Consider the following 26,045-nt stretch of genomic DNA (forward strand, 5'->3'; position numbering starts at 1 on the left):
TTCAATAGGTTCTTTTTTTCAACTTCTTATATGTTAAACACATTATAGCTATTGCAACTGTTGTATCAGAAACTGGGAAAGCTAACCATACTCCCATCTCACCAAAGAAATATGACAAGATATATACCAGTGGTATATTTAAGACAAGAATTCTAAAGACAAAAAAATTAGTTGCTATCTTACTGCTTTTTATTGCTTGGAAAAAATTGTTACAACTTAAAAATATAGCTGTAAAAGTCATCATACATAAATTTATTTTCATAGCATTTGATGTGAAATCAATTAAAACAATATCATTTTTTACAAAGAATTTACTAAATTCAGTACTGTTCTTAAACATTAAAAATACTAGTAAACTCGAGATTACAATGACTGTCCACAGCTGTATTTTAACAACTTCTTTTACACGTTTATAATTTTTAGCTCCATAATTATAAGATATAATCGCAGCAGTTCCTTGATTAAACCCTTGTAAACTTGTATTTATAACATTTCTTATAATTGAGATAATCCCAATGGCAGCAGTAGCTAAATCTCCACCATATATCCCTGCTCTTTTATTTGTAACAACAACCAGAGCTGATTGTAAAAGCTGATTATAAAATCTTGGACTCCCAATTTTAAAAACTGATTTCAAGATTTCTACATCAAACCTCATATGCTTAAATCTCAGCTTTATAACAGGACAATAAAAGAAATATACAACTATATAGATGGCACTCATAGCAGTTGCTATAAACGTAGCTAAAGATGCACCTAAAATTCCCATAGAAAATTTCATTATGAAGATATAATCTAAAACTATATTTACAACTGCAGTAAAGATATTAACACCCATAGCACTGACAGGATACCCTATTCCTCTCATCAGTGTACTTTGACCAAGAAATATCTGAAATACTGCAATTGGAATTATATAGTAAGTATACTGCTTAGCATAAACTATATTTTCTGGTGTTGCACCAAGTAGTAATAGTATTTTATTATTAAAAAGCCAAAGAAAAACTGACAGAGCTCCACCTATTAATATTATCCAAAGAAAACTTGTCCCTAATATTTTCTCGGCTCCATCTTTGTCATCTTCTCCCAATTTAACTCCAATTATTATTGCAATTCCTGAGAAAAGAAATGTTATACTGTTCATTATCATAGCATAGGGAAATACTATCGCTATTGCACTCATTCCCTCTCTACCAGCTACTTGCCCTATAAAATATCTATCTGTCAAAACGCAAAGCATTCCAATTATAGATCCAATAGATGATGGTATACTAAATTTAAGTATCGTAGATAGAACTCTACTATTTTCAAACTCCAACTTTAAAGCATCATCTCTCATTTTAATCCCCCGTTTTTTTATTCATTATTCATAATGCATGGGAATAAGAACTTTAGGATGAATTATTTGAGAGAAGTAATTAGCACCATCATGTTGATATTTTCCAAGTCTTGGATCGACTGGAAAAAATGCAACTTCAATGCCCCCAAGATTTTCAGAAACTTTTTTTATATCTGAAACTATACTTTTAAATTTATTTTCCATATCTTTGCTTTCTTCTTCTGTATCCTCTTCTCCCCAATTCCACCAATTTAAATCCCCTGCATGAAATAATACATGATTTTTTACTTTTACAAGAAATGAGACTCCTAAATCAGTAGAACCGAAAGAATAAACTTTAATATCTTTATTAAAATCTAACTCTTCATTTTCTTTCATAGAAAAATAAATATCTTTAATCTCTATTTTATTTTCTTCATAAATATCCGAACTTAAAATATATGATATATTTTTATTTTTTTTACTCCATTCTAAAATCTCTGGATTAAAATGATCGTAATGACTATGAGATGAAAAAAATATAATCTTTTTCTCTCTATTCTGCTTTAAAGAAAAAATCTCATCTAAAAATTTTGCTCTATCCTTAGGTGGCTTATAGTAATCGAAAATTAAAATATAATCAAGAATTTCTACAAGAAAACCACTATGATAAATATATGTTGTTTTTATCTCTTCCATTATCTTTTCTCTGGAACAATTTCAATCCAGTAACCATCAGGATCATTTATAAAATATATTCCCATATCTGTGTTCTCATAACAGATGCAATCCATAGCTTTATGTTTCTCATGAGCTTTTTCATATTCATCTGTTACAAAAGCTAAGTGGAACTCTTCATCTCCTAAATCATAAGCTTCTTCTCTATCTCTTAACCAAGTAAGTTCAAGAGAAAAGTTTTTATTCTCATCACTTAAATAAACTAGAACAAAACTTCCATCCTTCGCTTCTTTTCTTCTTACCTCTTCAAGGCCCAGAGCCTCTTTATAGAAAGCTATACTCTTCTCTAGATTTAAAACATTAAAATTAAAATGATTGAACAAAAATTTCATTATATTTCCCCCTTATAAATTATTTTCTACATCCCATAAGCTTTATTTGATTCAATATAGGTATTAACTTAATACCATAGCTTGTCAATGAGTAGTATGATTCTATTGAATTATTTTTTACAACTTTTCTATTTTCTACAATCTTACTATCCATTAACATATTTAATTGTTGGATTAAAATTTTTTTACTGCATCCATCAATTTTTCTTTGAATCTCTCCAAGCCTCATTGGCCCCTCTTCTAAAATAAAAATTAAAGTCGGGATCCATTTTTTCCCAAGAATAGTGGCAACTAATTCAACTGGACAACTTACTATCTCATCATTCATTTCTTCCAAATTAGTCCCTCCTCCTTTTCTTATATGTTGAGTATATATTAATTTTAAAAAAATTACAATCTACTAGTAACTAAAAAGTGCCTAATTGATAATCAAATTAAATAATGTTACCTTGTATACAAAGAATATTTTTCGGGAGGTAATTATGAAAAAATATGATGCTGTTATTATAGGCTTTGGAAAAGGTGGAAAGACTCTTGCGTCTTACTTAGGAGATAAAGGATTAAATGTTGCTCTGATTGAAAAATCTAACACTATGTACGGTGGTACATGTATAAATATAGGGTGTATACCATCTAAAATTTTAGTAGAAAATAAAAATCATGATTATAGTGAAGTTATTGAAAAGAAGAATAATATTATTTCCAATCTTAGACAGAAAAACTTTGATAAGTTAAATAATAATCCAAATGTAACAATTTATAATGGAGTTGGATCATTTGTTTCTAATCATGAGATAAAAATAACTTACTCTGAGAAAGAAGAGACAATTTATGGGGATAAGATATTTATAAATACAGGATCAGAATCTATAATTCCAGATATTCCTGGTATAAATAAAGTTAAAAATATTTACACTAGCACAACTCTTATGAACTTAAAAGTTCTACCTAAAAGACTAGTTATTGTAGGTGCTGGATATATAGGAATGGAGTTTGCGTCAATATATAATAATTTTGGAGCTAAAGTCACTCTATTAGAATCTAAAGAAGACATCATCTTAAGAGATGAACCTGAAGTTCGAGAAGAAGTAAAAAATATATTTCAAGAAAGAAATATAAAGATAAGATCTGAAATAAAAGTTATAAAGTTTGATCAAAATAAAGATGAGGTTCATATCCACTGTCTAAATAAAGAGGGAGAAATAGAGATTTTAAAATCCGATGCAGTTTTATTAGCTACTGGGAGAAAGCCAAATCTTAAAAGCTTAAATTTAGAAAATGCTGGAATAGATTTTGATGAAAAAGGAGTCATTGTTGATAAATATCTAAAAACTAATATAGATAATATCTATGCACTAGGAGATGTAACTGGTGGTTTACAATTCACTTATCTTTCACTTGATGATTTTAGAATAGTAAAAAGTCAGTTAGAGGAAGAGGGGAATAGATCTAGAGACAACAGAGGAGCAGTAGCCTACTCCGTATTTATCTCCCCTACAATGTCAAAAGTTGGTATGACAGAAAAAGAAGCATTAGAAAATGGATATGAAGTCAAAACAAAAATTATAAAAGCCTCTACAATTCCAAGAGCTATAATTCTTGAGGAGGAGAGAGGCATATTAAAAGTTATTATTGATTCAAAGACTGACCTTATACTTGGAGCTACACTTCTTTGTGCTGAATCTAGCGAAATTATAAACTTTATAACTTCAGCTATCAATGAGAAAAAATCTTATCACTATTTAAGAGATTTTATCTATACTCATCCTACAATGATTGAATCTTTTAACGATTTATTCTCTTTATAAAATTGGATGAAGTAAATGATACAAGAATTGATGACATACAAACTATAGCTCCTAATACAAATAGACCAAAAATATCTAATTTTAAATTAATATTTAATATTTTCAAGAAAAATGGGAAGATATATTCTATAAAATAATTATGGATAAAAAATATTGGAAAACTATATTTTGCTAAAATATCAAAAGTTTTATCAAATTTTACATTTCCATTTTCTTGGATTTTATAAAATATACCAAGTAGAAATAGACATAGAAATAACTTCTGAATTATCATGATATCTATCCCTTTTATATTAAACATCTGTTTATGTGAATTTGTATATTTATCAAATTTAGCTTGATAAATTGCTAGTGCTAACCATATAATCCCAATCCAATTAATATTTTTATTAAGTTTAGGAATTAAAGTCTCTTTGTTTTGAGAAAAATATATTCCTAAGCAATAGATTGGTGAAAAGTATATTAAAGATTGAAAAACATTTATTGTTAAATCATGAATTGGTCTATGTATAATAATACTTACCACAAGCCCTAAAAAGATTATTCTCTTTTTATATTGTTCCAGTTCAATATATTTAATAAAAATAGGTGAAGCTAGAAATAATAGTAAAGAAAACGGTATATACCATGTCGATGAAAGTGCGGTTCCAGAAAAATATAAAAGTATACTTCTTAAAATATCTTCAAATTTTACTGAAAAGTTATTTAAAGATATTGTCTTATAAAATTCTATAATTATTGCTGGTAAAATAATTACTGAATATGGCAAAAATACATTTTTATATTTATTTTCCATAAACTTTTTGAAATTGAAACCTCTTGTGTAAAATACATGGTGAAATAAAAATCCCGAGATAAAAATAAAAAGTGACGTCCCCCCTGTCACCATTGCATAGATTAGTTTCTTATAAAATGGGTTTAATATCCCAATTTTACTATCAAAGAATCCACTCACCTCAAATGAATGACCAACGACTATTAGAAATATTGCAAACCCTCTAAAATAGTTTAAAAATTTTAAGTACATTTTCCCCCCTGAACTTAATTAAATATTAAATTTTTGTATATAAAAAACCTCACTCTATGAAAGTGAGGTTTTATCAATTTTGGTTATTTTTAATTTTGGTGGATGTGATGGGAATCGAACCCATGTCCGAAACTGCTACTACCATAAACTTCTACAAGTTTAGTTTGCTATTTGATTTCGCTATGGTCACTCCCGCAAACAGGGCTGACAACAGCTATCCTTTAGAATGTCCCTACTACCTTAAAGGAGTCAATGTAGGTAATCTGTATTTAGGTTATACCTCTATCAGCCTCTCCTACAGAAAAGAAAGACTAGAGGCAAGCAGAACTATGCTGCTAAAGCGTAATTGTTGTTTTCATCTAAACGATGAGTTGACCTCTCACAGCGGTCAGCCTGACCTGCTATCTATAGCATAACAACCCCGTCGAAACCTTTGCACACCCATTTATTCTATTATATACTCATTATACCATACTCAAAGATACAAACTCAACTATAATTTTATCTTATATAATAATTACTAAAAATAGATGAAATTTATTTTTTTACAGTATAATAATTCAAACATTTTTATCGGGAGGTATACTAGTGAAGAAAACAATTTGGATTAAGAATTTTGTGAGTAGAGAGAATGCAGACAATATAAAATCTGTTTTTACAGATATCAAAGAGGTTGATTCAATAACTGTCGATTATGATGCTAGAACTGTTGTTTTAAAAACTAGTGAAGTGTTTAGTGATGCAAAGATAAGAGAACTTTTCAAAAGAGCGAACTCAACTTATGAAATTTTAAAAATAGAATAATAGCAAAGAAGAGGACTGCTAGCAGTCCTCTTCTTCATTTTAATCTCTATCTTTTAATGCTCTATCTATACTTCTTTGTTGGTCTTTCTTTGCTATACTATCACGTTTGTCATAAGTTTTCTTACCTCTAGCAAGAGCTATCTCAACTTTAACATATCCTTTAGAAAGATGTACATTTAACGGAACTATTGTATATCCTTTTTGAGTAACCTTTTCATGTAGTTTTGCAATCTCCTTTTTATGTAAAAGAAGTTTTCTTACTCTTTTCTCTTCAGGATTATAAACACTTCCAAAAGTCCAAGGTACAACCGACATTCCCATTATAAATATTTCATCGTTTATAATTCTAACGAAAGCCTCTTTTATACTTGTTTTTCCAGCTTTTATAGATTTAACTTCACTTCCTATCAGCTCAATTCCAGCTTCAAATCTATCCTCTACAAAAAAATCAAAAAAAGCTTTCTTGTTATTAGCTAAAATCATTCTTTTTCCCCTTTCTATCTTTTTCCTGAGTATTCATCATGTAATTCATTTGGTATAGCTTCTACTTCTAACATATTTAAATCAGCTCTAACTATCATAATTTCAATCTTATCCCCAAGATTATATATTTTTCCAGTATCTTTATCTACCATAGCATAAAGTGCCTCATCAAATTCATAGAAGTTTCTAGCAGTTGTTATATCCCAGAAACATTCAACATACTCTTCTGTTTCAAAGAATATCTTCTTGTTACTAAATCCTATAACAGTTGCTTTATATACTTCACCTATTTTATCCATCATGTATTCTACAACTTTTATCTTAATACTTTCATCTTCCATTTTCATAGCTTCTCTCTCTGTTTTAGAGATATGAGCTGTAACTTCTGGAAGTTCTCTGTTTAATTTTGAAATCTCTTTTTTGTTTGGATATCCATCTAATGTCATAGCTAAAATTCTATGAACTAAAAGATCTGAATATCTTCTTATTGGAGATGTAAAGTGAGTATAGTAGTTAGATGAAAGCCCAAAGTGACCAATATTCTCCATAGCATATCTAGCTTGTTTTAAAGACATAAGTATCATCTTATGAACTATCATATTGATACCTCTCTCCTCAGAATCCTCTATAATCTTTTGGAATTTCTTAGGATGAATATCCTCAAATGAATGAAGTCTATATCCAAACTTCCCAAGTGTTTCATTTAGAGTTTTTATTCTCTCAGGATCTGGCTTTTCATGTGTTCTGTAAACAGATGGAATTTCTAACCAGAATAATTTTTCTGCTACAGCCTCATTTGCTGAAATCATAAAGTCTTCTATAATTCTTTCAGCCTCTCCTCTTTCTCTATTTTTAAGATACTTAACTTTTTTATCTTCTCCAAGCACAACTTTAATCTCTGGAAGATCAAAGTCAATACTTCCTCTGTTATATTTTACCTCTCTTATTATTTTAGAAAGTTCAAACATATCATCTACCATATCTTTTATATCTGCATACTGCTCTACAAATTCAGGTTCTCTAGCTAGAATTTTATTTACATTTGTATAAGTCATTCTATGTGCAGTTTTTATTACAGCTTTATATGTCTCAGTATCTATAATTTTACCTTTAGGATCTATTTGCATATCACAAACAAATACAAGCTTATCTTCTCTTGGATTTAAAGAACAAATTCCATTTGAAATTTCTCTTGGGAACATTGGTAAAACTCTATCTACTAAGTATACTGAGTTTCCTCTTTTTTCCGCTTCTTTATCAAGCCCTGATCCTTCAGCTATATAATGACCAACGTCCGCTATAGCAACAACCAATCTAAAGTTTCCATTGCTTAACTTCTCTACATAAACAGCATCATCTAAATCTTTTGCATCGTCACCATCTATAGTTATAATTGGAAGATTTCTTAAATCTTTACGCTTTTGTATCTCTTCTTCAGAAATAACTGTAGGTATAGCTCTTGCTTCAGCAACAACTTCATCAGGGAAATCTTCTGATTTACCCTCTCTTAAAATAAGAGCTTTTATCATATTGTCAGTATCGTATGGTGATCCTATAGTCTCAACTATTTTACCTTCTGGTTTTCTAGTCTCATCTCCCCAGAAATCTACGTGAACCATAACTAGTTCTCCATCTTCTGCCATAGAAAGATATTTTTTAGGAATATATATATCTCTACCAAAAGAGTGAGTAGGTTTTACAAATCCAAAGTTATCTCTCTTTTGTAAAATTCCAATTATAGTTTCTCTTTCTCTTTTTAGAACTTTAACTACTTCTCCCTCTTTCTTTCCAGTTCCATCAGCACCTTTTGTGATTTTTATAAGAACTACGTCACCATCTAATGCTGTTCCAAAACCTGATCTTGGAATAAATATTCCCTCTGTAGGAGTATCCACAAAAGCAAATTTACCTTTTATAAGAGAGAATTCTCCTTTTATAAATCCAAAGTTTTCAGGAGTATTATATTTACCTCTGTTATTTGTCATCAGTTCTCCATCAGTAACCCACTTTTGAAGAATCTCTCTATTTTCTTTCTTTAATTTTAATGACCAACCTAAAATTTTAGTAATCTCTTCTTGTCCAAGAGACTTACTTCCAACTAATGCTTCTTTTAATTTTTTTAAATCTTTATCTAATTTCATAATTTCTTTTCCTTTCTGATATCGTTTTCTAAAAGCCAGTTCCTCATATCTATTGTATTTAAATGTATTATAGCATCTATCTCCATAAGATACTTTATTTTTTTATTAGCTTCATACGTCATTGATTCTTCTAAATTTTTTTTAGCTAGGTCTCTTATTCTCTCAACTCCTGGATAATCTCTTCCTGGTTCTGTAGAATCAGATATATATATCACCTTTTCTAAAATGCCCATTCCCCTTCTACCAGTCGTATGATATTTTATAGCATTTAGAACATCTTCATCAATTATTCCAAACTCTTTTTCTGCTAAAAAAGCTCCTACATACCCATGTAAAATCTCTTTTTGCTCTAAATATCCATCTGATTCTATAGGAAAAAACTCCATACAAATAGTTTTCATATCTTCTAAATCCATCTCTTTAGCATAGTCATGTAGAAGAGCTGCCATTCTAACTTTATCTTTTGATATTCCGTATTCTTCAGCTAATTCCAAAGCAGTCTCTTCAACACCTAATATATGTCTATACCGTTTCTTTGAAACTTTTTCTTTCAATTTTTCTCTAATGTAATCTATGTCCATATTCCATCCTCCTCTTCCCATTCAATATATTATATTGTAAAAAAAAAGAGTTCCTTTTGGAACTAGAAACTCTTTTACATTTCCATATTCTTTTCATAAAACTTTGTAAGATTAATATATTTAACTCTCTCTACTGATTTACCATCAATTAGGAATTTTACTCTATCCACTCCACCTAAATTACAAATTGTATTTACGAAAGAATAGATAACTAATAGTTCCTCTTTGGCATCTCCAACATGAGATAAAATATTAGAACTTAAATCTAAATATACATCTCTATCTTCTAAATATACTTTAAATTTATATACCTCACTCGTTTTCAATATTTTCTTACTTTGAAGATTATTGATAACATTTTGAATAGCTGTTTGTAAGATCTCATCCTTACTCATAGTAGTCTTAACTGTTATTTCTTCCTTTTGAAGCTTTCCACCCATAGGAGTATATATGTATATGATGCCCTCTTTATTTGATGATGACATATTTTCTTTTCCACTAAGTGGTGCTAGTTCTTTTATTCCGTCAGCTCCCTTTTCAACTCCATACCAAGTAAATCCTAAAAAGGCTGCCAATAAACATGATAAACTTGTAAAAAATATTAATTTTTTTGACATCAATTCACTCACTCCTTACTAATAGAAATAACCTTTGATTTTTTTAGCTATTTCTTGCGCCATAATCTTCTGATTCACAGGAGATTTTAATTTCGCAACATCATTTTTATTATTTATAAATCCAAGTTCCACTAAAATTCCTGGGCCATTAAATCCTCTAAGTACTGCAAAGTTAGCTCCGTGGATTCCTCTATTTTTCATTCTCATTCTAATTGCCATTGCATCATTTAATGGTTTTGCTAATCCAATGGATTTTTCCATATTTTTATTGTAAGAAAGTTCTCCCATTATTTGAGCTATGCTTCCTGTTTTTTCTCCATATTTCTCTCCGAAACTATTCTCGTATGATGCGACTCTACTTGCATACGGTGAAGATTTCTTAGAAAAATAAAATATTTCCATTCCATTTGATGAACTTGTTTCAGATGAATTTATATGTAAACTAATAAACAGATCTGCTTTAACTCTATTTGCAACTTTACTTCTATCTGAAAGAGTTACAAATCTATCATCTGATCTTGTCATGACAACTTTAAAATCTTTCCCTAGTTCATTTTGTAAGTATCTTCCAACATCAAGAACTATATCTTTTTCTTTATACCTATTAAATCCGATTGCTCCCGGATCTTTTCCACCATGGCCTGGGTCTATAACCACAGTAAACTGTTTTTTTGCTGCTCCATTATCAAGTGCTACAACAATTCTATGGGGGTTTTTCAATGTCTTTATCTTATATCCTACATCTTTTTTTAATTTTATAAAAACTCCAACTGTTCCACCATAATCCATCATATCGATTTTTTCAATATATTTTCCTGTAAATTTTTTCCCGTCAAACTTTGTTAACATCTTTCCTTTCTCTACTTCTATAAATAGAAGTCTATTGTACTCATCATAACTTGAAGAGTATTTTGGAGATGCTTTAGCACTAAGTTCAATTATAAGTTCTGAAGAATTTCTACCAAGTTTAACATTTTTAATTCCTACACTATTACAAAAAGTTCCTACTGTAAATAAAAAAAATAGTACCAATTTAATTATCTTTCTCATTTTATCTCCATTTAAATAAAAAACGACAATGCAATTGTCGTTTTCCATTTTACATTTATTTATTTTAATATTAGAATACTTTTACTATTGAATTTTTTGTAACTGTAAGGTTAACTCCCTTATCAACTCTAACTTCAATATACTCAGGACCGATAGAAGAAATTGTTCCTTTAATCCCACCACTTGTTAATACATCAGAACCTACCTTCATTGAGCTTAACATTTCTTGGTGTTTCTTTTGTTTCTTTTTATTTGGTAATATTAGTAAGAAATAAAATACTGCTGCCCATATTGCAAATGTTAAAACCATTCCACCATATTTTGCAAATAATTCGTTCATATCTTAACCCCCCATATTTTAAAATTCAATTTAAGTATAGCATAGCAAACTCATCTTTTCAATATTTTAAGAAAAGAAATCCTTTAACTTATCGATAAATGTCTTGTTTGCTTTGTAATTTTTGTCTTTTAAACTTTCGTCAAACTTTCTAAGTAGGTCCATTTGATCTTCATTTAAGTTTGTTGGAATTTCTATATGAACTTTTACAAGCTGATCTCCCTTATAAGGACTTCTTGGATTTTGAATTCCCTCTCCTTTAAGTTTAAACATCTTTTCATTTTGAGTTCCTGCTGGTATTTTTATATTTTTCTTACCTTTTAGCGTTGGTATTTCAACTTCTCCACCTAATGTTGCAGTTGCATATGTGATTGGTACTTCACATATTATATCCTCTCCTCTTCTTTCAAAGAATGGATGAGGTTTTACTTTAATATAGATGTATAAGTCTCCGTTTGGTCCACCCTCAGTACTTGCATTTCCCATTCCAGAAAGTCTAAGCTTTTGTCCATCATCTATTCCTGCTGGAATATTAACTTTTCTTTCTACAACTTCTGATGAAATACCTGTTCCATGACATGTTTTACACTTGTGCTCAGGAATTTCTCCTGTTCCATGACATGTATCACATTCTTGAGTAGTTTGGAAATTTCCAAACATAGTTCTTTGAGTTACATGGATTGCTCCAGCTCCATCACATTTTGGACATGTCTTCATCTTAGAACCTTTTTCGGCTCCTGTTCCATGACATGTTTTACACTCAGATTGTCTTCTGTATTTTATTGTTTTTTCAACACCGTTTGCAGCTTCTTCTAAAGTTATTTCAACATTATATCTTAAGTCGTCACCGGGTTCTGGGGCTCTAGATCCACCACCGTAGCCACCGCCACCAAATCCGCCACCGCCTCCAGCTCCTCCTCCAAAGAATGAGCTAAAGATGTCTCCAATGTCATCGAAATTTCCAAAACCACCACTGAAACCTCCGAAACCTCCGCCAGCTCCAGCTCCAGCTCCGCCACCGCCTTGTTCAAAAGCAGAGTGACCAAATCTATCATATTGAGCTTTTTTATTACTGTCAGAAAGGACTTGGTAAGCTTCATTAATTTCTTTAAATTTTGCCTCTGCTTCCTTTGTCTCTTTTTCAGTAGCATTACTGAATTTATCAGGATGATATTTCATCGCAGCTTTTCTGTAGGCTTTCTTTATTTCAGACTCAGAAGCATCTTTTGAAACTCCTAACATCTCATAAAAATCTTGTTTTGCCATTATATTGGATTCTCCTTCTCTAGTTATTTTATGTTAGATATGAAGACAAGCCACAAATTTACCCTGTAAATTGTGGCTAAGTCTTCCTATACATTATCTATTATTTAGGGGAATTAGTCAACTATCTCTGCATCTGCAACATCTTCTTTAGTTGCTTGTTCTGAGTGCTGTTCTCCACCATGCTGTGCTTGAGTATTTTTGTAGATTTCTTCAGCTAGTTTATGAGCAGCTTTTGATAACTCTTCTATAGCTTTTTCTATAGCATCTTTATCATCAGTATCTTTAACAGCTTTAAGTTCTTCTACAGCTTTCTCTATAGCTGCTTTTTCCTCTTCAGTTACTTTGTCTGCATAATCTTTTAGAGAAGATTCAGTAGAACCAATTAGCATATCTGCTTTGTTTCTAGTTTCAACTAACTCTTTGAATTTCTTATCTTCAGCTTCGTTAGCTTCTGCATCTTTTTTCATTCTTTCGATATCATCTGCTGATAGATTAGTTGATCCAGAGATTGTAACTTTATTCTCTTTTCCTGTTCCTAAATCTTTAGCTGATACGTGTACGATACCATTGGCATCTATATCAAATGTTACTTCAATTTGAGGTACACCTCTTGGAGCAGCTGGAATTCCTTCTAGACTGAACTCTCCTAATTTATGGTTATCAGAAGCTTTTGCTCTTTCACCTTGAAGTACGTTGATTGAAACTGCTGGTTGGTTATCAACAGCTGTTGAGAATACTTGAGATTTTTTAACTGGTATAGTTGTATTTCTCTCAATTACTTTTGTAAATACTCCTCCAAGAGTTTCTAATCCAAGTGATAATGGAGTTACGTCTAGTAATAGAACGTCTTTAACGTCTCCCATTAATACTCCACCTTGTATAGCAGCACCATCAGCAACAACCTCATCTGGGTTTATTCCTCTGTTTGGTTTTTTACCAAAGTACTCTTCTACCCACTCTTGAACAGCTGGTATTCTTGTAGATCCTCCAACTAATAAGATTTCATTGATTTCTGATGGCTTTAATCCAGCAGCTTGAAGAGCATCTTTAGTTGGTCCTTGAGTTGCTTCAACTAGTGATTTAGTTAAGTCATTGAACTTAGCTCTAGTTAATTTTAAATCTAAATGTTTTGGTCCGCTTGCATCCATAGTGATAAATGGAAGTGAAATATGAGCTTCCATTAGAGTTGATAACTCTTTTTTAGCTTTTTCAGCAGCATCTTTTAATCTTTGGTATGCCATTTTATCTGATCTTAAATCAATTCCTGTTTCTTTTTTGAATTCAGCGATTAACCATTCAACTATAGCATCGTCAAAATTGTCTCCTCCAAGATGGTTGTTTCCAGAAGTAGATATAACTTCGATTACTCCGTCTCCGATTTCTAGAACTGAAACGTCAAATGTTCCTCCACCAAGGTCAAATACTAATACTTTTTCCTCTTTTGTTACTTTCTCTAATCCGTAAGCTAGAGCCGCTGCTGTAGGTTCGTTTATTATTCTCTTAACGTCTAATCCTGCGATTACTCCAGCATCTTTAGTTGCTTGTCTTTGAGCATCTGTAAAGTAAGCTGGAACTGTTATAACAGCTTCTGTTATAGTTTCTCCTAAGTAAGCTTCTGCATCTGATTTTAATTTTTTAAGAATCATTGCTGATATTTCTTGTGGAGTATATTGTTTTCCGTGAATAGTCACTTTATAGTCTGTACCCATATGAGTTTTAATTGATGATATAGTTGATGCTGGATTTGTTATTGATTGTCTTTTTGCAATCTCTCCAACTATTATTTCACCGTTGTCTTTTATACTTACAACTGATGGAGTAGTTCTTGCTCCCTCTGCATTTGGTATAACTGTAGGAGATCCTCCTTCCATTACTGAAACACATGAGTTTGTTGTTCCTAAGTCAATTCCGATTATTTTAGCCATTTAAATATACCTCCTAAAATTTCTTTAAATTTATAAAAATCTCTTTAAGTTTATTTTTTACACACTTTAACCATAGAGGGTCTGATAACACGGCCCTTCATTTTGTAGCCTTTTTGAAACTCTTCTATTATTACATCATTTTCAAAATCTGGTGATTCTTCTACGGCAACTGCCATATGCATATGTGGATCAAACTTTTGTCCTTTTCCATCAATTGCTTCTACACCTTCACTAGAAACTGTATTTTTCATTTGTGATAGAGTTAATTCTACTCCTTTTACTAGAGAATCAAAATCTTTGTTCTCTTCAGATGCAGATATAGCTCTTTCTAGATTATCTATTATGTCTAAAAGCTTTACTACTACCTTTTCAGATGCATATGCTTTTAAATCATCAAATTCTTTTTCTTTTCTCTTAGTAAAGTTTTGGAATTCAGCTTGCTTTCTAAGGTATGAACTCTTCCAATCATCTAGTTCTGCTTTTAATTTTGCAATATCCTCAGCTTGAACTTGTTCAGTTGAAACTTCTTCATTTACTATTTCTTCATTCACTAGCTCTTCGTTCATTAGCTCTTCATTCATTTCCTTTTCTGCCATCTTATTCTCCTTCTTTTCCAATTTCCTTTATAACTTTATTCACTTCTTCTGTAACATGTTGTATAAGTCCCATTGTCCTTGAATAAGCCATCCGCTTTGGTCCCATGACCCCTATAATTCCTTGAGAATCTCCAAGCTTATAGACCGAATATACAAAGCTGTAATCTTCAAGCCCCTTTATAGGAAGCTCTTCTCCCATCAATACATTTACTGTCCCGTATTTATGAGTCTTTGTTTTTATAACTTCTTCTAATAGTTCTTTAATACCTTTTTGTTTACTGAAAAGTTCAAGTACATCTGAAATTTCATTTACTTGCTTATCTTTGAACATCACTGAAGTATTTTCTAAGAATAACTTTCCTTCGACCTCTTCATATATTCCTTTTATGATTCCATCCACTTCATGACTGTCTAAATCGTCATTTTGAATTCTCTCATTTAAAGAAATTGATAATTCCATGAGATGCTCTCTTGTCACTCTCTCTTCTAAAAATATCTTCTTAGTTCTGATAGCTTTGTTCTCCATAACTATGACTGCCATAGCCATAAAATCGTCAATGTGAACAAGTTCAATTTTTTTTATTTTCTCTTTATGGTGATTCGGTTCTATAACAATCCCAGTATAGTTTGTTAGTTTAGATAATAAGCTAGAAGTCTTTTGTAAAACTGAGTCCAGTTCTCTCATTCTATTCTCATATACTAAATCTATCCTAGCTTTTTCTTCTCTAGACAACTTTTCAATTTTTAAAAGTTCATCTAAATAATATTTATAGCCCGTATCAGTTGGGATCCTCCCAGAAGAAGTATGAGTCTTTGATATGTATCCCATATCTTCTAAGTCAGCCATTACGTTCCTGATAGTTGCTGAAGAAAGATTTATATTATATTTTTTTACTAGAGTTCTAGACCCAATTGTTTCTCCATGAGTTAAGTAGAAATCTATTATAGCGTTTAAAACTAATTTTTCTCTCTCAGTTACAGGCATAATGACCACCCTTTATCTTTTTGTTAGCACTCACTTCAATCGAGTGCTAATCAATTACATTAAAAATATAACCTATTTTTTTTTTAATGTCAATAAAATTATTGAAAAAATTTTTAATATTACACCTTTTATTATATCGGTGTAATAATAAAATTATTGATTTATAAGGATTTTTATAATATAATGTGGGTTATTACGATTTTATAAAATAACAACTTTTTTATTATTTTAAATCGACGGAGGAAATAAAATTTTATGAAAAAACAATTACTAATAGCATCTGCTCTACTTGTTTCAACTGAAAGCATGGCTGGAAGTATCGATTATCTTTCACAACAAGACGCTGAATATTTTGCTCATCCAGCCTTAACTGGTAAAATTGGAGCATCTTCAGCATACTATAATCCCGCTGGAACAGCTTTTTTAGAAAATGGAACTTACTTACAAATTAATAATCAAACACACTTTAAAACTTATAAAATGGAAATAAATGATAGAAAATTTGAAAGTGATAAGCCCTCTCCTATAGTTCCTAGTATGCAACTTGTTCATGCTAATAACGGAACATCATACTTTTTCCATATCGGAGCTTTAGCTGGTGGTGGAAATGTTGGATATGAAGGTGGACTTGGAACTTTTGAATATATGGGAAATACAATTAACTCATCACTAAAAAATAAATTTGCACCTCTAGGACTAAGTGACCAAGTTGGAGCTACATTCCTAGATGGAAATAAAGTCAAAGGATCTTCATACTATGTTGCCCTACAAGGTGGAATTGCACAAAAGATAAATGATGAACTTAGTTTCTCTCTTGGACTTCGTTATGTAAATGCCACTAGAAACCTTAAAGGAAAAGGAAACTTTGAATTAAATCTTGCAAATAACAAAACTTATCCAACATTTGATATAGATTCAGAAAGAACTGCTCAAGGATTTAGTGGACTTTTAGGTCTTAACTATCAACCAAATAGCAAACTAAATATAGGTTTCCGTTACGAATCTGAAATGGAACTTGATTTCAAAACTAATGAGAAAAATCTAAATAATTTTAGAAATGATTTAAATATGGGGATGGGAGGAATAAAAATTCCTGGAACTAATACTTCTATCGGAGATGGAATATATAACGATATCGCCAACAATCCCGCTGTATACGAATGGACACACGATAAGAAAGGAAGAAGAAATCTTCCAGCTATGGCAAGTTTAGGAGCCAGTTACAAGTATAGTGAAAGAACAACTCTTCTTCTTTCTGGAAACTATTACTTCATAAAAGATGCTGGAGATGATTTTGGAGCATATGATAACTATAGCAATGGATATGAAATTGGTGTAGGTATAGATTATATCCTAAATCCAAAATGGACTCTTATGGCTGGTTATCAGTATACTGATACTGGAGCTAACAGTAAAACTTACAAAGATACTGACTATGCTCTAAATGCTGATTTATATGGAATTGGAGCTAAATACAAATATAGTGAAAATCTAGATTTAATGGCATCTCTTGCATCAGTATTCTACCATTCAGGAACATCTTCAATAACAGGAATAAAATATGAAAAGCATGTAGAAGCTATTGGTTTAGCTGGAATATATAAATTTAATTAAAAAAAAAGGATGCGATAATGCATCCTTTTTTTATCTATTCACCTTCTTGTGATTCTACTGTTTGTTTTACCTTTGCTTCATTTAACTCTTTTTCTATCTTTTTAATTCTTTTATGAATTTCATTTATTCTAAACTCTAAAGAATTCAAGATCCAAAATTGAAAGTGACTTGCTCTTTGTGATTCATAGAACATCCAAATAAGTTTAAATATTCCAAGCAGTATAGCAAGTTGCAGTGTTAGAGTCGGACTTATTCTGCTAAAAATTCCTCCGATTACTAAAAGAGCAATGATAATCCCTATAAGTAAAAGGTTTACAATCTTATTTTGCTTATTTCCAGCTCCACCTACTTGCCCAACAATATTTCTTATTCTTTCTTTTTCTTTTTGAAACTCTTGTACTTCTTCCCTTAGTTGTTCCTCTCCTCTCATTAGTTCCCCCTTTTAAGTTAAATTATACTCCCCAATCTCTTGGGTACCTAAACTCTCTTCCAATCGTCCTAGTAGAAATTTTAGCTATAACTGGAAGTTTCCTTTTATACTGAGACATTTTCATCCTTCTTATTATACTATCTATAATACTGGATTCAAATCCCTCCTCTAAAATCTCTTCCTTAGTATATCTTTCATCTATTAGTCTATATAAAATTTCATCTGCCATTTTGTATGAAAATCCAAGCTCACTCTCGTCAGTTTGTCCTTCCCACAAATCAGCACTTGGTTTTTTCTCAATAAGTGGTGTTGGAACACCCATATGTCTTGAAAGTTCCCATATCTGAGTTTTATATAGATCTCCAATTGGATTTATAGCCGAGGCTCCATCTCCAAATTGAGTACTATATCCAAGTAGTAATTCTGTCTTATTAGAAGTTCCTAGAACTAATGCTTTTTCCTTAGCAGAATAATCAAAGAGAATACACATTCTCTCTCTTGCCATTCTATTTCCTTTTCTAAGTCCGTCCATATCTTTATTCATCTCAAAGTATGGCTCAACCATAGGAGTAATCTCTATAAGTTCACTTTTAATCCCTAAATCTTCCACCACAAGTTTAGCGTGCTCTACGCTCTCCTTGCTTGAAGTTTTATATGGCATCATTATTCCAAGTACATTTTCTGGTCCAAAAGCTCTAGCAGCAAGATAAGCAACTATTGCTGAGTCTATTCCTCCTGAAAGCCCCAAAACAACTTTTTCAAATCCTACCTTATTAACTTCTTCTCTTAAAAAATCTACAAGAATATTCTCAACCATTTCTAAATTCAAATTCAATTTGTCTTTGTCTTTCATGGTTTACCTCACTCTATTTGTAATCGTTTTTTATGCTCTCTGCTAAATCTCTATCCAGTCCGAACTTTCCAAGTTTACAAGCTCTGTAATCTCTTAACACTGTGTAAGTTGCTTGTTGAACATTTGGAATATTACCCTTTTGTAACATATTCATTCTAAGAGCTATACTTTCGATGATTGCTCCAGTAACTTGATCGAAGTCCTCATCTAAAAGTTTATACTTTTCTTTCAATACATTTTTCATTCCCATTTCCATCATTCTATCTATAAGTCTGCAAGCAACTTCATCTATTGGAAGAATTTCATCTCTTATAGCTCCAGTTATTGCAAGGTTCATTCCAACCTCTTCATTTTCAAATTTTGGCCATAGTATTCCTGGAGTATCTAGAAGTTCTAGTCCCTCTTTGATTCTTACCCATTGCTTTCCTCTAGTAAATCCTGGTTTGTTTCCAACCCCAGCACTGTTTTTACCAACAATTCTGTTGATAAGTCTAGATTTTCCAACGTTAGGTATTCCAGCTATCATAAGTCTTGTATTTACTTTTCTAAGACCTTTTTTCAGCATTTTTTCTTTTTTCTCTGCTGAAACTTTATCTATTATAGTATAAAGTGCTTTTATGTTAAATCCAGTTTCTGCTGAAAGCTCTAATACCTCATCAGCAAAATTATTCTCTTTAAAGAACTTTTTCCAGTAATTTATCTCTTCTTTTGTAACTAAATCTGATTTATTTATAACTATTACCCTTTTTTTATGTTTAGCAAATGTTGCTATATCAGGATTCTTACTTGATAAAGGTATTCTAGCATCCACTACTTCTAGAACTATATCTATAAGTGGAAGGTTCTCCTTTATTAAATCCTTTGTTTTTTTCATATGGCCTGGGTACCAGTTTATTTTTGTCATTGACATATTATGTCCTCCTTATTCTTCTGTTCCCTTAACTAGAAGAACAATCTCTCCTTTAATAGGATTCTTACTTAACTTTTCAATAAGCTCTGTAGTCGTTCCTCTTAAAATCTCTTCGTATATTTTAGTAATCTCTCTTACTATAACAACTTCTCTAACGCCTATAAAAGTTTCTATATCTTTTAGAGTTTTTTCAATTCTATGAGGAGATTCAAAAATTATCATTGTTCTTTCTTCTGTTGCAAGTTTTTTTAATAGTGTTTGTCTTCCTTTTTTCTTAGGTAGGAATCCCTCCATACAAAACCTTCTAGTTGAGATTCCAGCAGCTGAAGCAGCAGCAGTCATAGCACTAGCTCCAGGAATTGGAACTACTTTTATTCCTTTTTTATGAGCTTCATCTACAAGTTCCCAACCTGGATCAGAAATACATGGTGTTCCTGCATCTGTAACTATAGCTACAGTGTTTCCATTCTCTAACATATTTATTATGTTTGAAATTTGGTGCATCTTAGTATTCTCATCATATCTATAAACAGTATTTTTTATCTCTAAATGATTTAGTAGTTTTCTAGTTACTCTTGTATCTTCAGCAAATATAAAATTTGCCTCTTTCAATATTCTGATGGCTCTTAGAGTTATATCCTCTAAATTACCTATTGGTGTTGCTACAATATATAACATTGCTTCCTGCCTTTCTCTTTATTATTTTTTCTCTCCTGCTAACATAGCTTTTATAGTTGAAATTGCAGTTTCAAGTTGTAAGTCAGTTTTATGAGCCATTTTATCTGCTTCTTCCTTACCTTTAACTTGCTCAATCACTTTATTTCTACTCTCTTTAGTTTCGTCTTCATTCACGTTAGTTACAAATCCATCAAAGAATAGGAAGTCATCTTTTTCTTCTATCTTAATATCAGGTTCGATACCTACACCATGGATTGAAACTCCACTTGGAGTATAATATTTAGCTATAGTTAATTTAATTCCATCTCCGTCTGGTAAAGGTATAAGAGTTTGCACACTTCCCTTTCCAAAACTCTTTTCTCCGATTAGTTTTCCTCTTTTATGGTCTTTCACTGCACCAGCAACTATTTCAGAAGCTGAAGCACTTCCCTCGTTTATAAGAACTACAAGTGGGAAATCACCAAAATATTTTCCCTCTCTATTTGAAACCTGTTCTTCTCCAACTTTACCTTTAGTACTAACTATTCTTCCATCTTTTATAAACATAGAACCTATTTTTATAGCTTGATCTAGAGCTCCACCTGGATTACTTCTTAAATCTAAAACTATTCCTTTAGCTCCTTCTTTTTGTAGTTTTTCAAGAGCTACTTTAACATCTGGATAAACATTTTCTCCAAACTGAGTTAATCTTAAATAACCTATATTTTTATCAAGCATTCTGCTCTTAACATATTTCAATTCGATTATTGCTCTTTTTAGTGTTACTTCTTTTGTTTCTTTTGCTGATTCTCTATAAACTGTAAGTTTAACTTCTGAACCAGGTTCTCCCTTTAACTTCTTAACACACTCTTCGCTAGTGATGTTGTATGTTCCAACTCCATCGATAGCTATGATTTTATCCTTAGCTTTTATTCCAGCTATATATGCTGGAGTATCTTCTATTGGTGAAACTACTACCAAAGGTTCGTCAGTTTTCTTTTGAATAACCATTCCAACCCCTGGGTATTTCCCTTGAATATCCTCTTTAAAACTCTCTAGTTCTTCCGATGTAAAATAATTAGAATGTGGATCATCTAAAGATTCCATCATTCCTTTCAAAGCACCTTGCATCATAGTCTGCTTGGTTGGTTCTTTTTCTCCCACGTGATTAGCTTTTAATATATCCATTATATCCGAGAGTTCTTTCAATTCTTTGATATTTGATAAAAATCCACTGTTATCCTGTGTAAATCCTACTGTTGAAATCGTTGCTGATAATAGTAGAATAAGCCCCTTGCTTTTTAAAAATTTTATCATACAGCCCCTCCCAAGTTTTTTCCTTGATTGACAACATGTTCAATGTTTACAGAGCTCTCCTTATCACCTAGAGTAAATATCGAAATATACTCAACATTTCCTTTGGTTCCAGTAATAGGTGAAAAATCTAAGGCTTTCAACTGTAAATTATGTTGTTTTGCAGATTCTACAACCATCTCTATTGCCATCAAATGTTTTTTACTATCTCTTACTATTCCACCTTTTTCTATATTTTCCTTTCCAACCTCAAATTGTGGTTTTATAAGGGCCATAAGTTTTGTGTCTTCGTTAAAGAATTTCTTTAAATGTTCGAAAACTTTCGTAATTGATATGAAAGATACATCCATAACCATTATGTCAATTTTGCTATTATCTAAATCTTCTGATGTTAAATCTTTTATATGTTTATTTTCTAAAGATTTAACTCTTGGATCGTTTCTAAGTTTCCAGTCAAGTTGGTTTGTTCCAACATCTACAGAGTAAACAAATTTAGCTCCGTTTTGTAGAGCACAATCAGTAAATCCACCAGTTGAAGCTCCGATATCTAAAACTACCTTATCTGTAAAGTCCATATTAAAAGCAGTTAAAGCCTTCTCTAACTTTAATCCACCTCTACTTACATATTTACAGTTATCCCCTTTTACTCTAATTACAGGCTCTTCGTCTGTTTTTATAAGAGTTCCAGCTTTATCTATTTTCTTTTCGTTTACAATTACATTTCCAGCCATAATAGCTCTTTTTGCTTTCTCTCTAGTATCAAAGAATCCCTTTTCTACTAGTAATATATCTAAACGTTCTTTCATTATTCTCCAACAGCCTCCTCAAAAATCTTATTGTCTTCTAAATATTCAAGCAATTGATTTTCCATTACAAGATTTTTAAAACCTTCTCTATCCACGGCTCTTATAAGTTTTTCAGTTTCTCTTACACGTTTTGTGAAGAAATCATCTCCAATAGGGATTTTCTTATTCTTCTTATAGTAATTAATCAGCTGTTTTGTGTTTTTAAGTCTCAATTCCTGTTTTGCTCTTTTTAATCTATCTTTTATAATTCCTGATGTACATCCTAAATTCTTAGCGATATCATCTATTTGTACTCCCATAGCCATTAGAGCTAAAACTTTATCTGCTCCTACTGGATTTATTCTATGATATTTTGCTGAGTACATATCGGCTCTATGAACTATATGAGCCTCTTTTGTATTAGGTTGAATTTTTCCCCATTTACCGTGGTGAGAAATAACTATATGTATAATATTCTTTCTCATTTTTTCAACTATTCTAACTCCAAGTCCTTCTTCTACTGCAACTAAAACGTTTTCAGCTTCTTTAGTAATGTATTCAGGTTTTTTTATCATCATTTGAGAGTGCGAAAGTTTTTCTTCTGATTTTCTGATACTTCCTTTACTCAAATCGTGGATTATAACTCCAACTACTATAGAGAAAAAATCTACTCTTTCTTTACCTTCATTTAAATCTCTATAGTCTCTTTTTATTTCATCAAAAGATATTTTCAGTACATCGTATGTATGTGTTGTTACTTTTACACCTTGATCTTCATACATATCTAAATCTAATATCATTTCATGATCTAAAAGCGTTTCTATAAATTTTAACGCCTTGTTATTGTTTTTCTGCATTAATATTGACCTCTATTCTATCCATTAATTTTTTTCCTCTAAGTCCGTTTTCTACCATAATTTCTTCTCTTGTCCCGTGCGGTATATATCCGCTATCCAGTGCAACTTTAACTACTTTTTTACAAATATTGTTTTTATTTAAAAATTCAAGAACAGCAGAACCAAATCCATTATTTTCATACCCTTCCTCTAAGACAAAAATATTATCATATTTTTTAGTCTCAGATAAAAGAAAGTTTTCATCTAAAGGTTTTATAGTAGCTGCTGAAACAACAGTTCCGTCTATTCCTAATTCTTCTAGACCTTTTTCTATGCTCATAATTTCTTTAACCATAGATCCTGTTGCTATAAACAGATTTTTTTCTCCGTTTTTTAAAACTCTCCATTTTCCAAGTTCAAACGATGTGTCTCCATCTATCTCAAAAGCTTTTCCTCTTGGGAATCTAATTGCAATAGGTCCCTTTTCATAATCTTTAGAGAATTTCAGAACTTCTTCTAACTCTTTACCTGTAGTTGGAGCAATAACCAAATAGTTAGGAATTTGATTGAAAAATCCAATGTCATAAATTCCTTGATGAGTTTTTCCATCCTCACCGACTATTCCCGCTCTATCAACAATAAATCTTACTGGTAAATTTTGCAAAGATATGTCATGTATCAATTGACTATATGCCCTTTGCAAAAATGTAGAATATATGGCTACATATGGTTTTTTTCCAGATATAGCAAGTCCACCAGCAAAGGTTACAGAGTGACCTTCAGCTATTCCTACATCTATACATCTATCCGGATACTTTTCATAAAATTTGCTAAGTCCTGTTCCCTTAACCATTGCAGCTGATATTGCATAAATATCACTATCTTCTTCAGCCATTTTTAAAATTTTATCTCCGAAAACTGTTGAGTAATTCTTATCTCCTGAATCTACAGAACCTGTTTCCAAATCAAATGGTGATATCCCATGAAACTTTTCTTTATTTTCCTCTGCAAACTGATATCCTTTTCCTTTTTGAGTCTTTATATGCACAAATACTGGTCCTTCCATTGAGTTAGCTTTTTCAAAACACTCTAAAAGTTCCTCTATATTATGTCCATCTATAACTCCTAAAAATTTATATCCTAACTCTTCTGAAATACTTAAAGGCAGAAAGAATTGTTTAAGAGAGTTCTCCACTCTTTCCAAAACTTCTGTAACTTTTTTACCAAATTTTATTTTTTTAATTACTACCCTTATATCCTCACGGATGTTCATATATGTACTACTTATCATAAGTCTTCCAAAAAATCTAGAAAGAGATCCCACATTTTTTCCAATTGACATCTCATTATCATTTAAAACTATTATCAGGTTTTTTATCTTTCCCCCAACATAATTTAAAGCTTCTAATGAGTGTCCGTTAGAAATTGAAGCATCTCCTATGACTACTATAACTTTAGAATCTGGATTGGCTAGAGCTATTCCTGCTCCAGCAGATAATGCAGAACCGGCATGTCCTGTTATAAATGGATCATGCTCACTCTCTTTGGGATCCATGAAAGGTCCCAATCCATTTCTTTTACGAAGTGTGCTAAACCTATCTTTTCTTCCTGTTAGAATCTTATGAACATAAGATTGATGTCCAACATCAAAGAGTATTTTATCTTTTGGACTTTCGAAAACTTCATGTAAAACCTGTGTCAGCTCAACTACACCAAGGTTTGGTGCTAAATGGCCTCCAGTTCTACTGATACTTTCTATTAAAAACTCTCTTATTTCTTTGCTCTCTTTTTCTAATCTTTCTATATCCGTCCTGTTATTCACCATTCTTCCGTCCTTAAACCTGTATATATGACGTAAACATAAGAGATACTACAATTCCTAGGGCCGCACCTGCAAGTACTTCAAATGGAGTATGCCCAAGAAGTTCTTTCAATCTCTCGTCATGAATTCTTTCACCAATTTTAGATGCAAATTTATCTAAAAGTGTATTTATAATTCCAGCATGTTTTCCTGCTGCTCTTCTTATACCTGCTGCATCATACATAACTATTCCTGAAAATACTATTGCTATTGCAAATAATGGACTTTCCATTCCATAAGCTATTCCAACAGAGGTAGTCAGTGATGAAACTGTAGAGGAATGTGAACTAGGCATTCCTCCTGTTTCCCAAAGTCTTTTAATATTAAATTTTTGTTCTAAAAATATTGAACTTACCACCTTATAGAATTGAGCTATAAACCAAGCTACAAATACAACATCTAAAATTCTATTTCCAAATATTATTCCGCTTTGCATAAACTCCCCCACTCAATTTTTTTAAGAGTTCTTAGATTCTTTTAATTTCTAAAGAAATTGTAGGTTTATCTTTATTTTCTTTGAATAAGATAATTGTTCTTCCAATTATTCCAACAACTTCTGCTTCTATTGCTTCACAGATTTGCTCTGCAATTTCATACTTTTCAACTTCTGAGTTTTGAAGTATTTTTACTTTAATAAGCTCTCTTGGAGTTATAGCTTCTAATATTCCTTGAGCTAAACTTTCTGAAAATCCATCTTTACCTATTCTAAATAGTGGATCTAAATTATGAGCTGCCTTTCTTAAATACGCTTTTTTCTTACTTGTTAATTTCATTTTT

General features: G+C 31.4%; 28 protein-coding genes and 1 other RNA gene. 3 read left to right on the plus strand and 26 right to left on the minus strand.

Going from position 1 to position 26,045, the window contains the following annotated elements; all coding sequences use genetic code 11:
* Position 1 precedes the first annotated feature (1 nt).
* From H3N56_RS06070 to H3N56_RS06085, 4 genes are read right to left on the minus strand one after another with little or no spacing between them, the layout of a single operon-like run.
* Complete coding sequence (locus H3N56_RS06070; protein WP_185880355.1) at positions 2 to 1,339, minus strand: MATE family efflux transporter; 1,338 nt, start codon at positions 1,337 to 1,339, stop codon at positions 2 to 4.
* A 24-nt stretch (positions 1,340 to 1,363) separates the two neighbouring features.
* A complete protein-coding gene (locus H3N56_RS06075; protein WP_185880356.1) occupies positions 1,364 to 2,017 on the minus strand; it encodes an MBL fold metallo-hydrolase in 654 nt (217 codons plus the stop codon).
* Positions 2,017 to 2,388 carry a VOC family protein gene (locus H3N56_RS06080; protein WP_185880357.1) on the minus strand — a complete coding sequence of 124 codons (372 nt, stop codon included), beginning with the start codon at positions 2,386 to 2,388 and terminating at the stop codon, positions 2,017 to 2,019. Before H3N56_RS06080 ends, H3N56_RS06075 begins: the two co-directional genes overlap by 1 nt.
* A gap of 19 nt (positions 2,389 to 2,407) precedes the next feature.
* Positions 2,408 to 2,716, minus strand: coding sequence for a helix-turn-helix domain-containing protein (locus H3N56_RS06085; RefSeq protein WP_185881088.1), 309 nt, complete (start codon positions 2,714 to 2,716; stop codon positions 2,408 to 2,410).
* 154 nt (positions 2,717 to 2,870) lie between these two features.
* Between H3N56_RS06085 and H3N56_RS06090 the strand changes: the two genes are divergently transcribed.
* The gene (locus H3N56_RS06090; protein WP_185880358.1) at positions 2,871 to 4,196 is read left to right on the plus strand and encodes an FAD-dependent oxidoreductase; all 1,326 of its coding nucleotides are present in this window, start codon (positions 2,871 to 2,873) and stop codon (positions 4,194 to 4,196) included.
* On the opposite strand, the gene H3N56_RS06095 is transcribed toward H3N56_RS06090, so the two are convergent.
* Both H3N56_RS06095 and ssrA read right to left on the minus strand, forming a co-directional pair.
* Positions 4,174 to 5,223 (minus strand): acyltransferase, encoded by a 1,050-nt coding sequence (locus tag H3N56_RS06095; RefSeq protein ID WP_185880359.1) that lies wholly within the window; start codon positions 5,221 to 5,223, stop codon positions 4,174 to 4,176. The genes H3N56_RS06090 and H3N56_RS06095 overlap by 23 nt on opposite strands.
* 96 nt (positions 5,224 to 5,319) lie before the next feature.
* Positions 5,320 to 5,666: a transfer-messenger RNA gene (ssrA, locus tag H3N56_RS06100) on the minus strand.
* 145 nt (positions 5,667 to 5,811) lie between these two features.
* On the opposite strand from ssrA, the gene H3N56_RS06105 reads away from it, so the two are divergent.
* Positions 5,812 to 6,027 (plus strand): hypothetical protein, encoded by a 216-nt coding sequence (locus H3N56_RS06105; RefSeq protein ID WP_185880360.1) that lies wholly within the window; start codon positions 5,812 to 5,814, stop codon positions 6,025 to 6,027.
* A gap of 39 nt (positions 6,028 to 6,066) precedes the next feature.
* Here H3N56_RS06105 and smpB read toward each other — a convergent pair whose 3' ends face one another.
* The 10 genes from smpB to hrcA form a co-directional block, all read right to left on the minus strand.
* Positions 6,067 to 6,528 carry an SsrA-binding protein SmpB gene (gene smpB / locus H3N56_RS06110; RefSeq protein ID WP_332648073.1) on the minus strand — a complete coding sequence of 154 codons (462 nt, stop codon included), beginning with the start codon at positions 6,526 to 6,528 and terminating at the stop codon, positions 6,067 to 6,069.
* Positions 6,525 to 8,651 (minus strand): ribonuclease R, encoded by a 2,127-nt coding sequence (rnr, locus tag H3N56_RS06115; protein WP_185880362.1) that lies wholly within the window; start codon positions 8,649 to 8,651, stop codon positions 6,525 to 6,527. The genes smpB and rnr overlap by 4 nt, the downstream gene beginning before the upstream one ends.
* Positions 8,648 to 9,232, minus strand: a complete 585-nt coding sequence (gene yqeK, locus H3N56_RS06120; protein WP_185880363.1) for a bis(5'-nucleosyl)-tetraphosphatase (symmetrical) YqeK — start codon at positions 9,230 to 9,232, stop codon at positions 8,648 to 8,650. Before yqeK ends, rnr begins: the two co-directional genes overlap by 4 nt.
* Positions 9,233 to 9,306: 74 nt before the next feature.
* Positions 9,307 to 9,849: a GerMN domain-containing protein gene (locus H3N56_RS06125; protein WP_185880364.1), complete on the minus strand. Its 543-nt coding sequence runs from the start codon at positions 9,847 to 9,849 to the stop codon at positions 9,307 to 9,309.
* 18 nt (positions 9,850 to 9,867) lie between these two features.
* On the minus strand, positions 9,868 to 10,899 hold the full coding sequence (locus tag H3N56_RS06130; RefSeq protein WP_185880365.1) for an N-acetylmuramoyl-L-alanine amidase: 1,032 nt from the start codon (positions 10,897 to 10,899) through the stop codon (positions 9,868 to 9,870).
* Positions 10,900 to 10,969: 70 nt separating this feature from the next.
* A complete protein-coding gene (gene yajC, locus H3N56_RS06135; RefSeq protein ID WP_185880366.1) occupies positions 10,970 to 11,239 on the minus strand; it encodes a preprotein translocase subunit YajC in 270 nt (89 codons plus the stop codon).
* Positions 11,240 to 11,305: 66 nt separating this feature from the next.
* Positions 11,306 to 12,502 carry a molecular chaperone DnaJ gene (dnaJ, locus tag H3N56_RS06140; RefSeq protein ID WP_185880367.1) on the minus strand — a complete coding sequence of 399 codons (1,197 nt, stop codon included), beginning with the start codon at positions 12,500 to 12,502 and terminating at the stop codon, positions 11,306 to 11,308.
* Between the two features lie 113 nt (positions 12,503 to 12,615).
* Positions 12,616 to 14,427, minus strand: a complete 1,812-nt coding sequence (gene dnaK / locus H3N56_RS06145) for a molecular chaperone DnaK (RefSeq protein ID WP_185880368.1) — start codon at positions 14,425 to 14,427, stop codon at positions 12,616 to 12,618.
* Between the two features lie 50 nt (positions 14,428 to 14,477).
* Positions 14,478 to 15,023: a nucleotide exchange factor GrpE gene (grpE, locus tag H3N56_RS06150; protein ID WP_185880369.1), complete on the minus strand. Its 546-nt coding sequence runs from the start codon at positions 15,021 to 15,023 to the stop codon at positions 14,478 to 14,480.
* 1 nt (position 15,024) lies between these two features.
* Positions 15,025 to 16,008 (minus strand): heat-inducible transcriptional repressor HrcA, encoded by a 984-nt coding sequence (gene hrcA, locus H3N56_RS06155; RefSeq protein ID WP_185880370.1) that lies wholly within the window; start codon positions 16,006 to 16,008, stop codon positions 15,025 to 15,027.
* Positions 16,009 to 16,263: 255 nt separating this feature from the next.
* Between hrcA and H3N56_RS06160 the strand changes: the two genes are divergently transcribed.
* A complete protein-coding gene (locus tag H3N56_RS06160; RefSeq protein WP_185880371.1) occupies positions 16,264 to 17,622 on the plus strand; it encodes an OmpP1/FadL family transporter in 1,359 nt (452 codons plus the stop codon).
* A gap of 34 nt (positions 17,623 to 17,656) precedes the next feature.
* Here the strand turns inward: H3N56_RS06160 and H3N56_RS06165 are convergent, their stop codons facing one another.
* Genes H3N56_RS06165 through yhbY form a run of 10 tightly spaced genes read right to left on the minus strand, consistent with a single transcriptional unit; the run spans position 17,657 to position 26,041 of the window.
* On the minus strand, positions 17,657 to 18,052 hold the full coding sequence (locus H3N56_RS06165; RefSeq protein WP_185880372.1) for a hypothetical protein: 396 nt from the start codon (positions 18,050 to 18,052) through the stop codon (positions 17,657 to 17,659).
* 22 nt (positions 18,053 to 18,074) lie between these two features.
* Positions 18,075 to 18,905, minus strand: coding sequence for an NAD+ synthase (locus H3N56_RS06170; protein ID WP_185880373.1), 831 nt, complete (start codon positions 18,903 to 18,905; stop codon positions 18,075 to 18,077).
* Between the two features lie 13 nt (positions 18,906 to 18,918).
* Entirely contained in the window at positions 18,919 to 19,815 is an 897-nt protein-coding gene (gene ylqF / locus H3N56_RS06175; protein ID WP_185880374.1) for a ribosome biogenesis GTPase YlqF, read from the minus strand.
* A gap of 12 nt (positions 19,816 to 19,827) precedes the next feature.
* Positions 19,828 to 20,493, minus strand: a complete 666-nt coding sequence (gene rsmI, locus H3N56_RS06180; RefSeq protein ID WP_185880375.1) for a 16S rRNA (cytidine(1402)-2'-O)-methyltransferase — start codon at positions 20,491 to 20,493, stop codon at positions 19,828 to 19,830.
* 21 nt (positions 20,494 to 20,514) lie between these two features.
* Entirely contained in the window at positions 20,515 to 21,789 is a 1,275-nt protein-coding gene (locus H3N56_RS06185) for a S41 family peptidase (protein ID WP_185880376.1), read from the minus strand.
* Positions 21,786 to 22,592 carry a TlyA family RNA methyltransferase gene (locus H3N56_RS06190; RefSeq protein ID WP_185880377.1) on the minus strand — a complete coding sequence of 269 codons (807 nt, stop codon included), beginning with the start codon at positions 22,590 to 22,592 and terminating at the stop codon, positions 21,786 to 21,788. The genes H3N56_RS06185 and H3N56_RS06190 overlap by 4 nt, the downstream gene beginning before the upstream one ends.
* Positions 22,592 to 23,428, minus strand: a complete 837-nt coding sequence (locus H3N56_RS06195) for an HD domain-containing protein (protein ID WP_185880378.1) — start codon at positions 23,426 to 23,428, stop codon at positions 22,592 to 22,594. The genes H3N56_RS06190 and H3N56_RS06195 overlap by 1 nt, the downstream gene beginning before the upstream one ends.
* Positions 23,412 to 25,232 (minus strand): 1-deoxy-D-xylulose-5-phosphate synthase, encoded by a 1,821-nt coding sequence (dxs, locus tag H3N56_RS06200; protein WP_185880379.1) that lies wholly within the window; start codon positions 25,230 to 25,232, stop codon positions 23,412 to 23,414. Before dxs ends, H3N56_RS06195 begins: the two co-directional genes overlap by 17 nt.
* A gap of 10 nt (positions 25,233 to 25,242) precedes the next feature.
* A complete protein-coding gene (locus H3N56_RS06205) occupies positions 25,243 to 25,704 on the minus strand; it encodes a divergent PAP2 family protein (protein WP_185880380.1) in 462 nt (153 codons plus the stop codon).
* A 31-nt stretch (positions 25,705 to 25,735) separates the two neighbouring features.
* On the minus strand, positions 25,736 to 26,041 hold the full coding sequence (yhbY, locus tag H3N56_RS06210; protein WP_185880381.1) for a ribosome assembly RNA-binding protein YhbY: 306 nt from the start codon (positions 26,039 to 26,041) through the stop codon (positions 25,736 to 25,738).
* Positions 26,042 to 26,045 lie beyond the last annotated feature (4 nt).

This window comes from Cetobacterium sp. 2A, assembly GCF_014250685.1.
In the GTDB taxonomy this organism is placed as follows: domain Bacteria; phylum Fusobacteriota; class Fusobacteriia; order Fusobacteriales; family Fusobacteriaceae; genus Cetobacterium.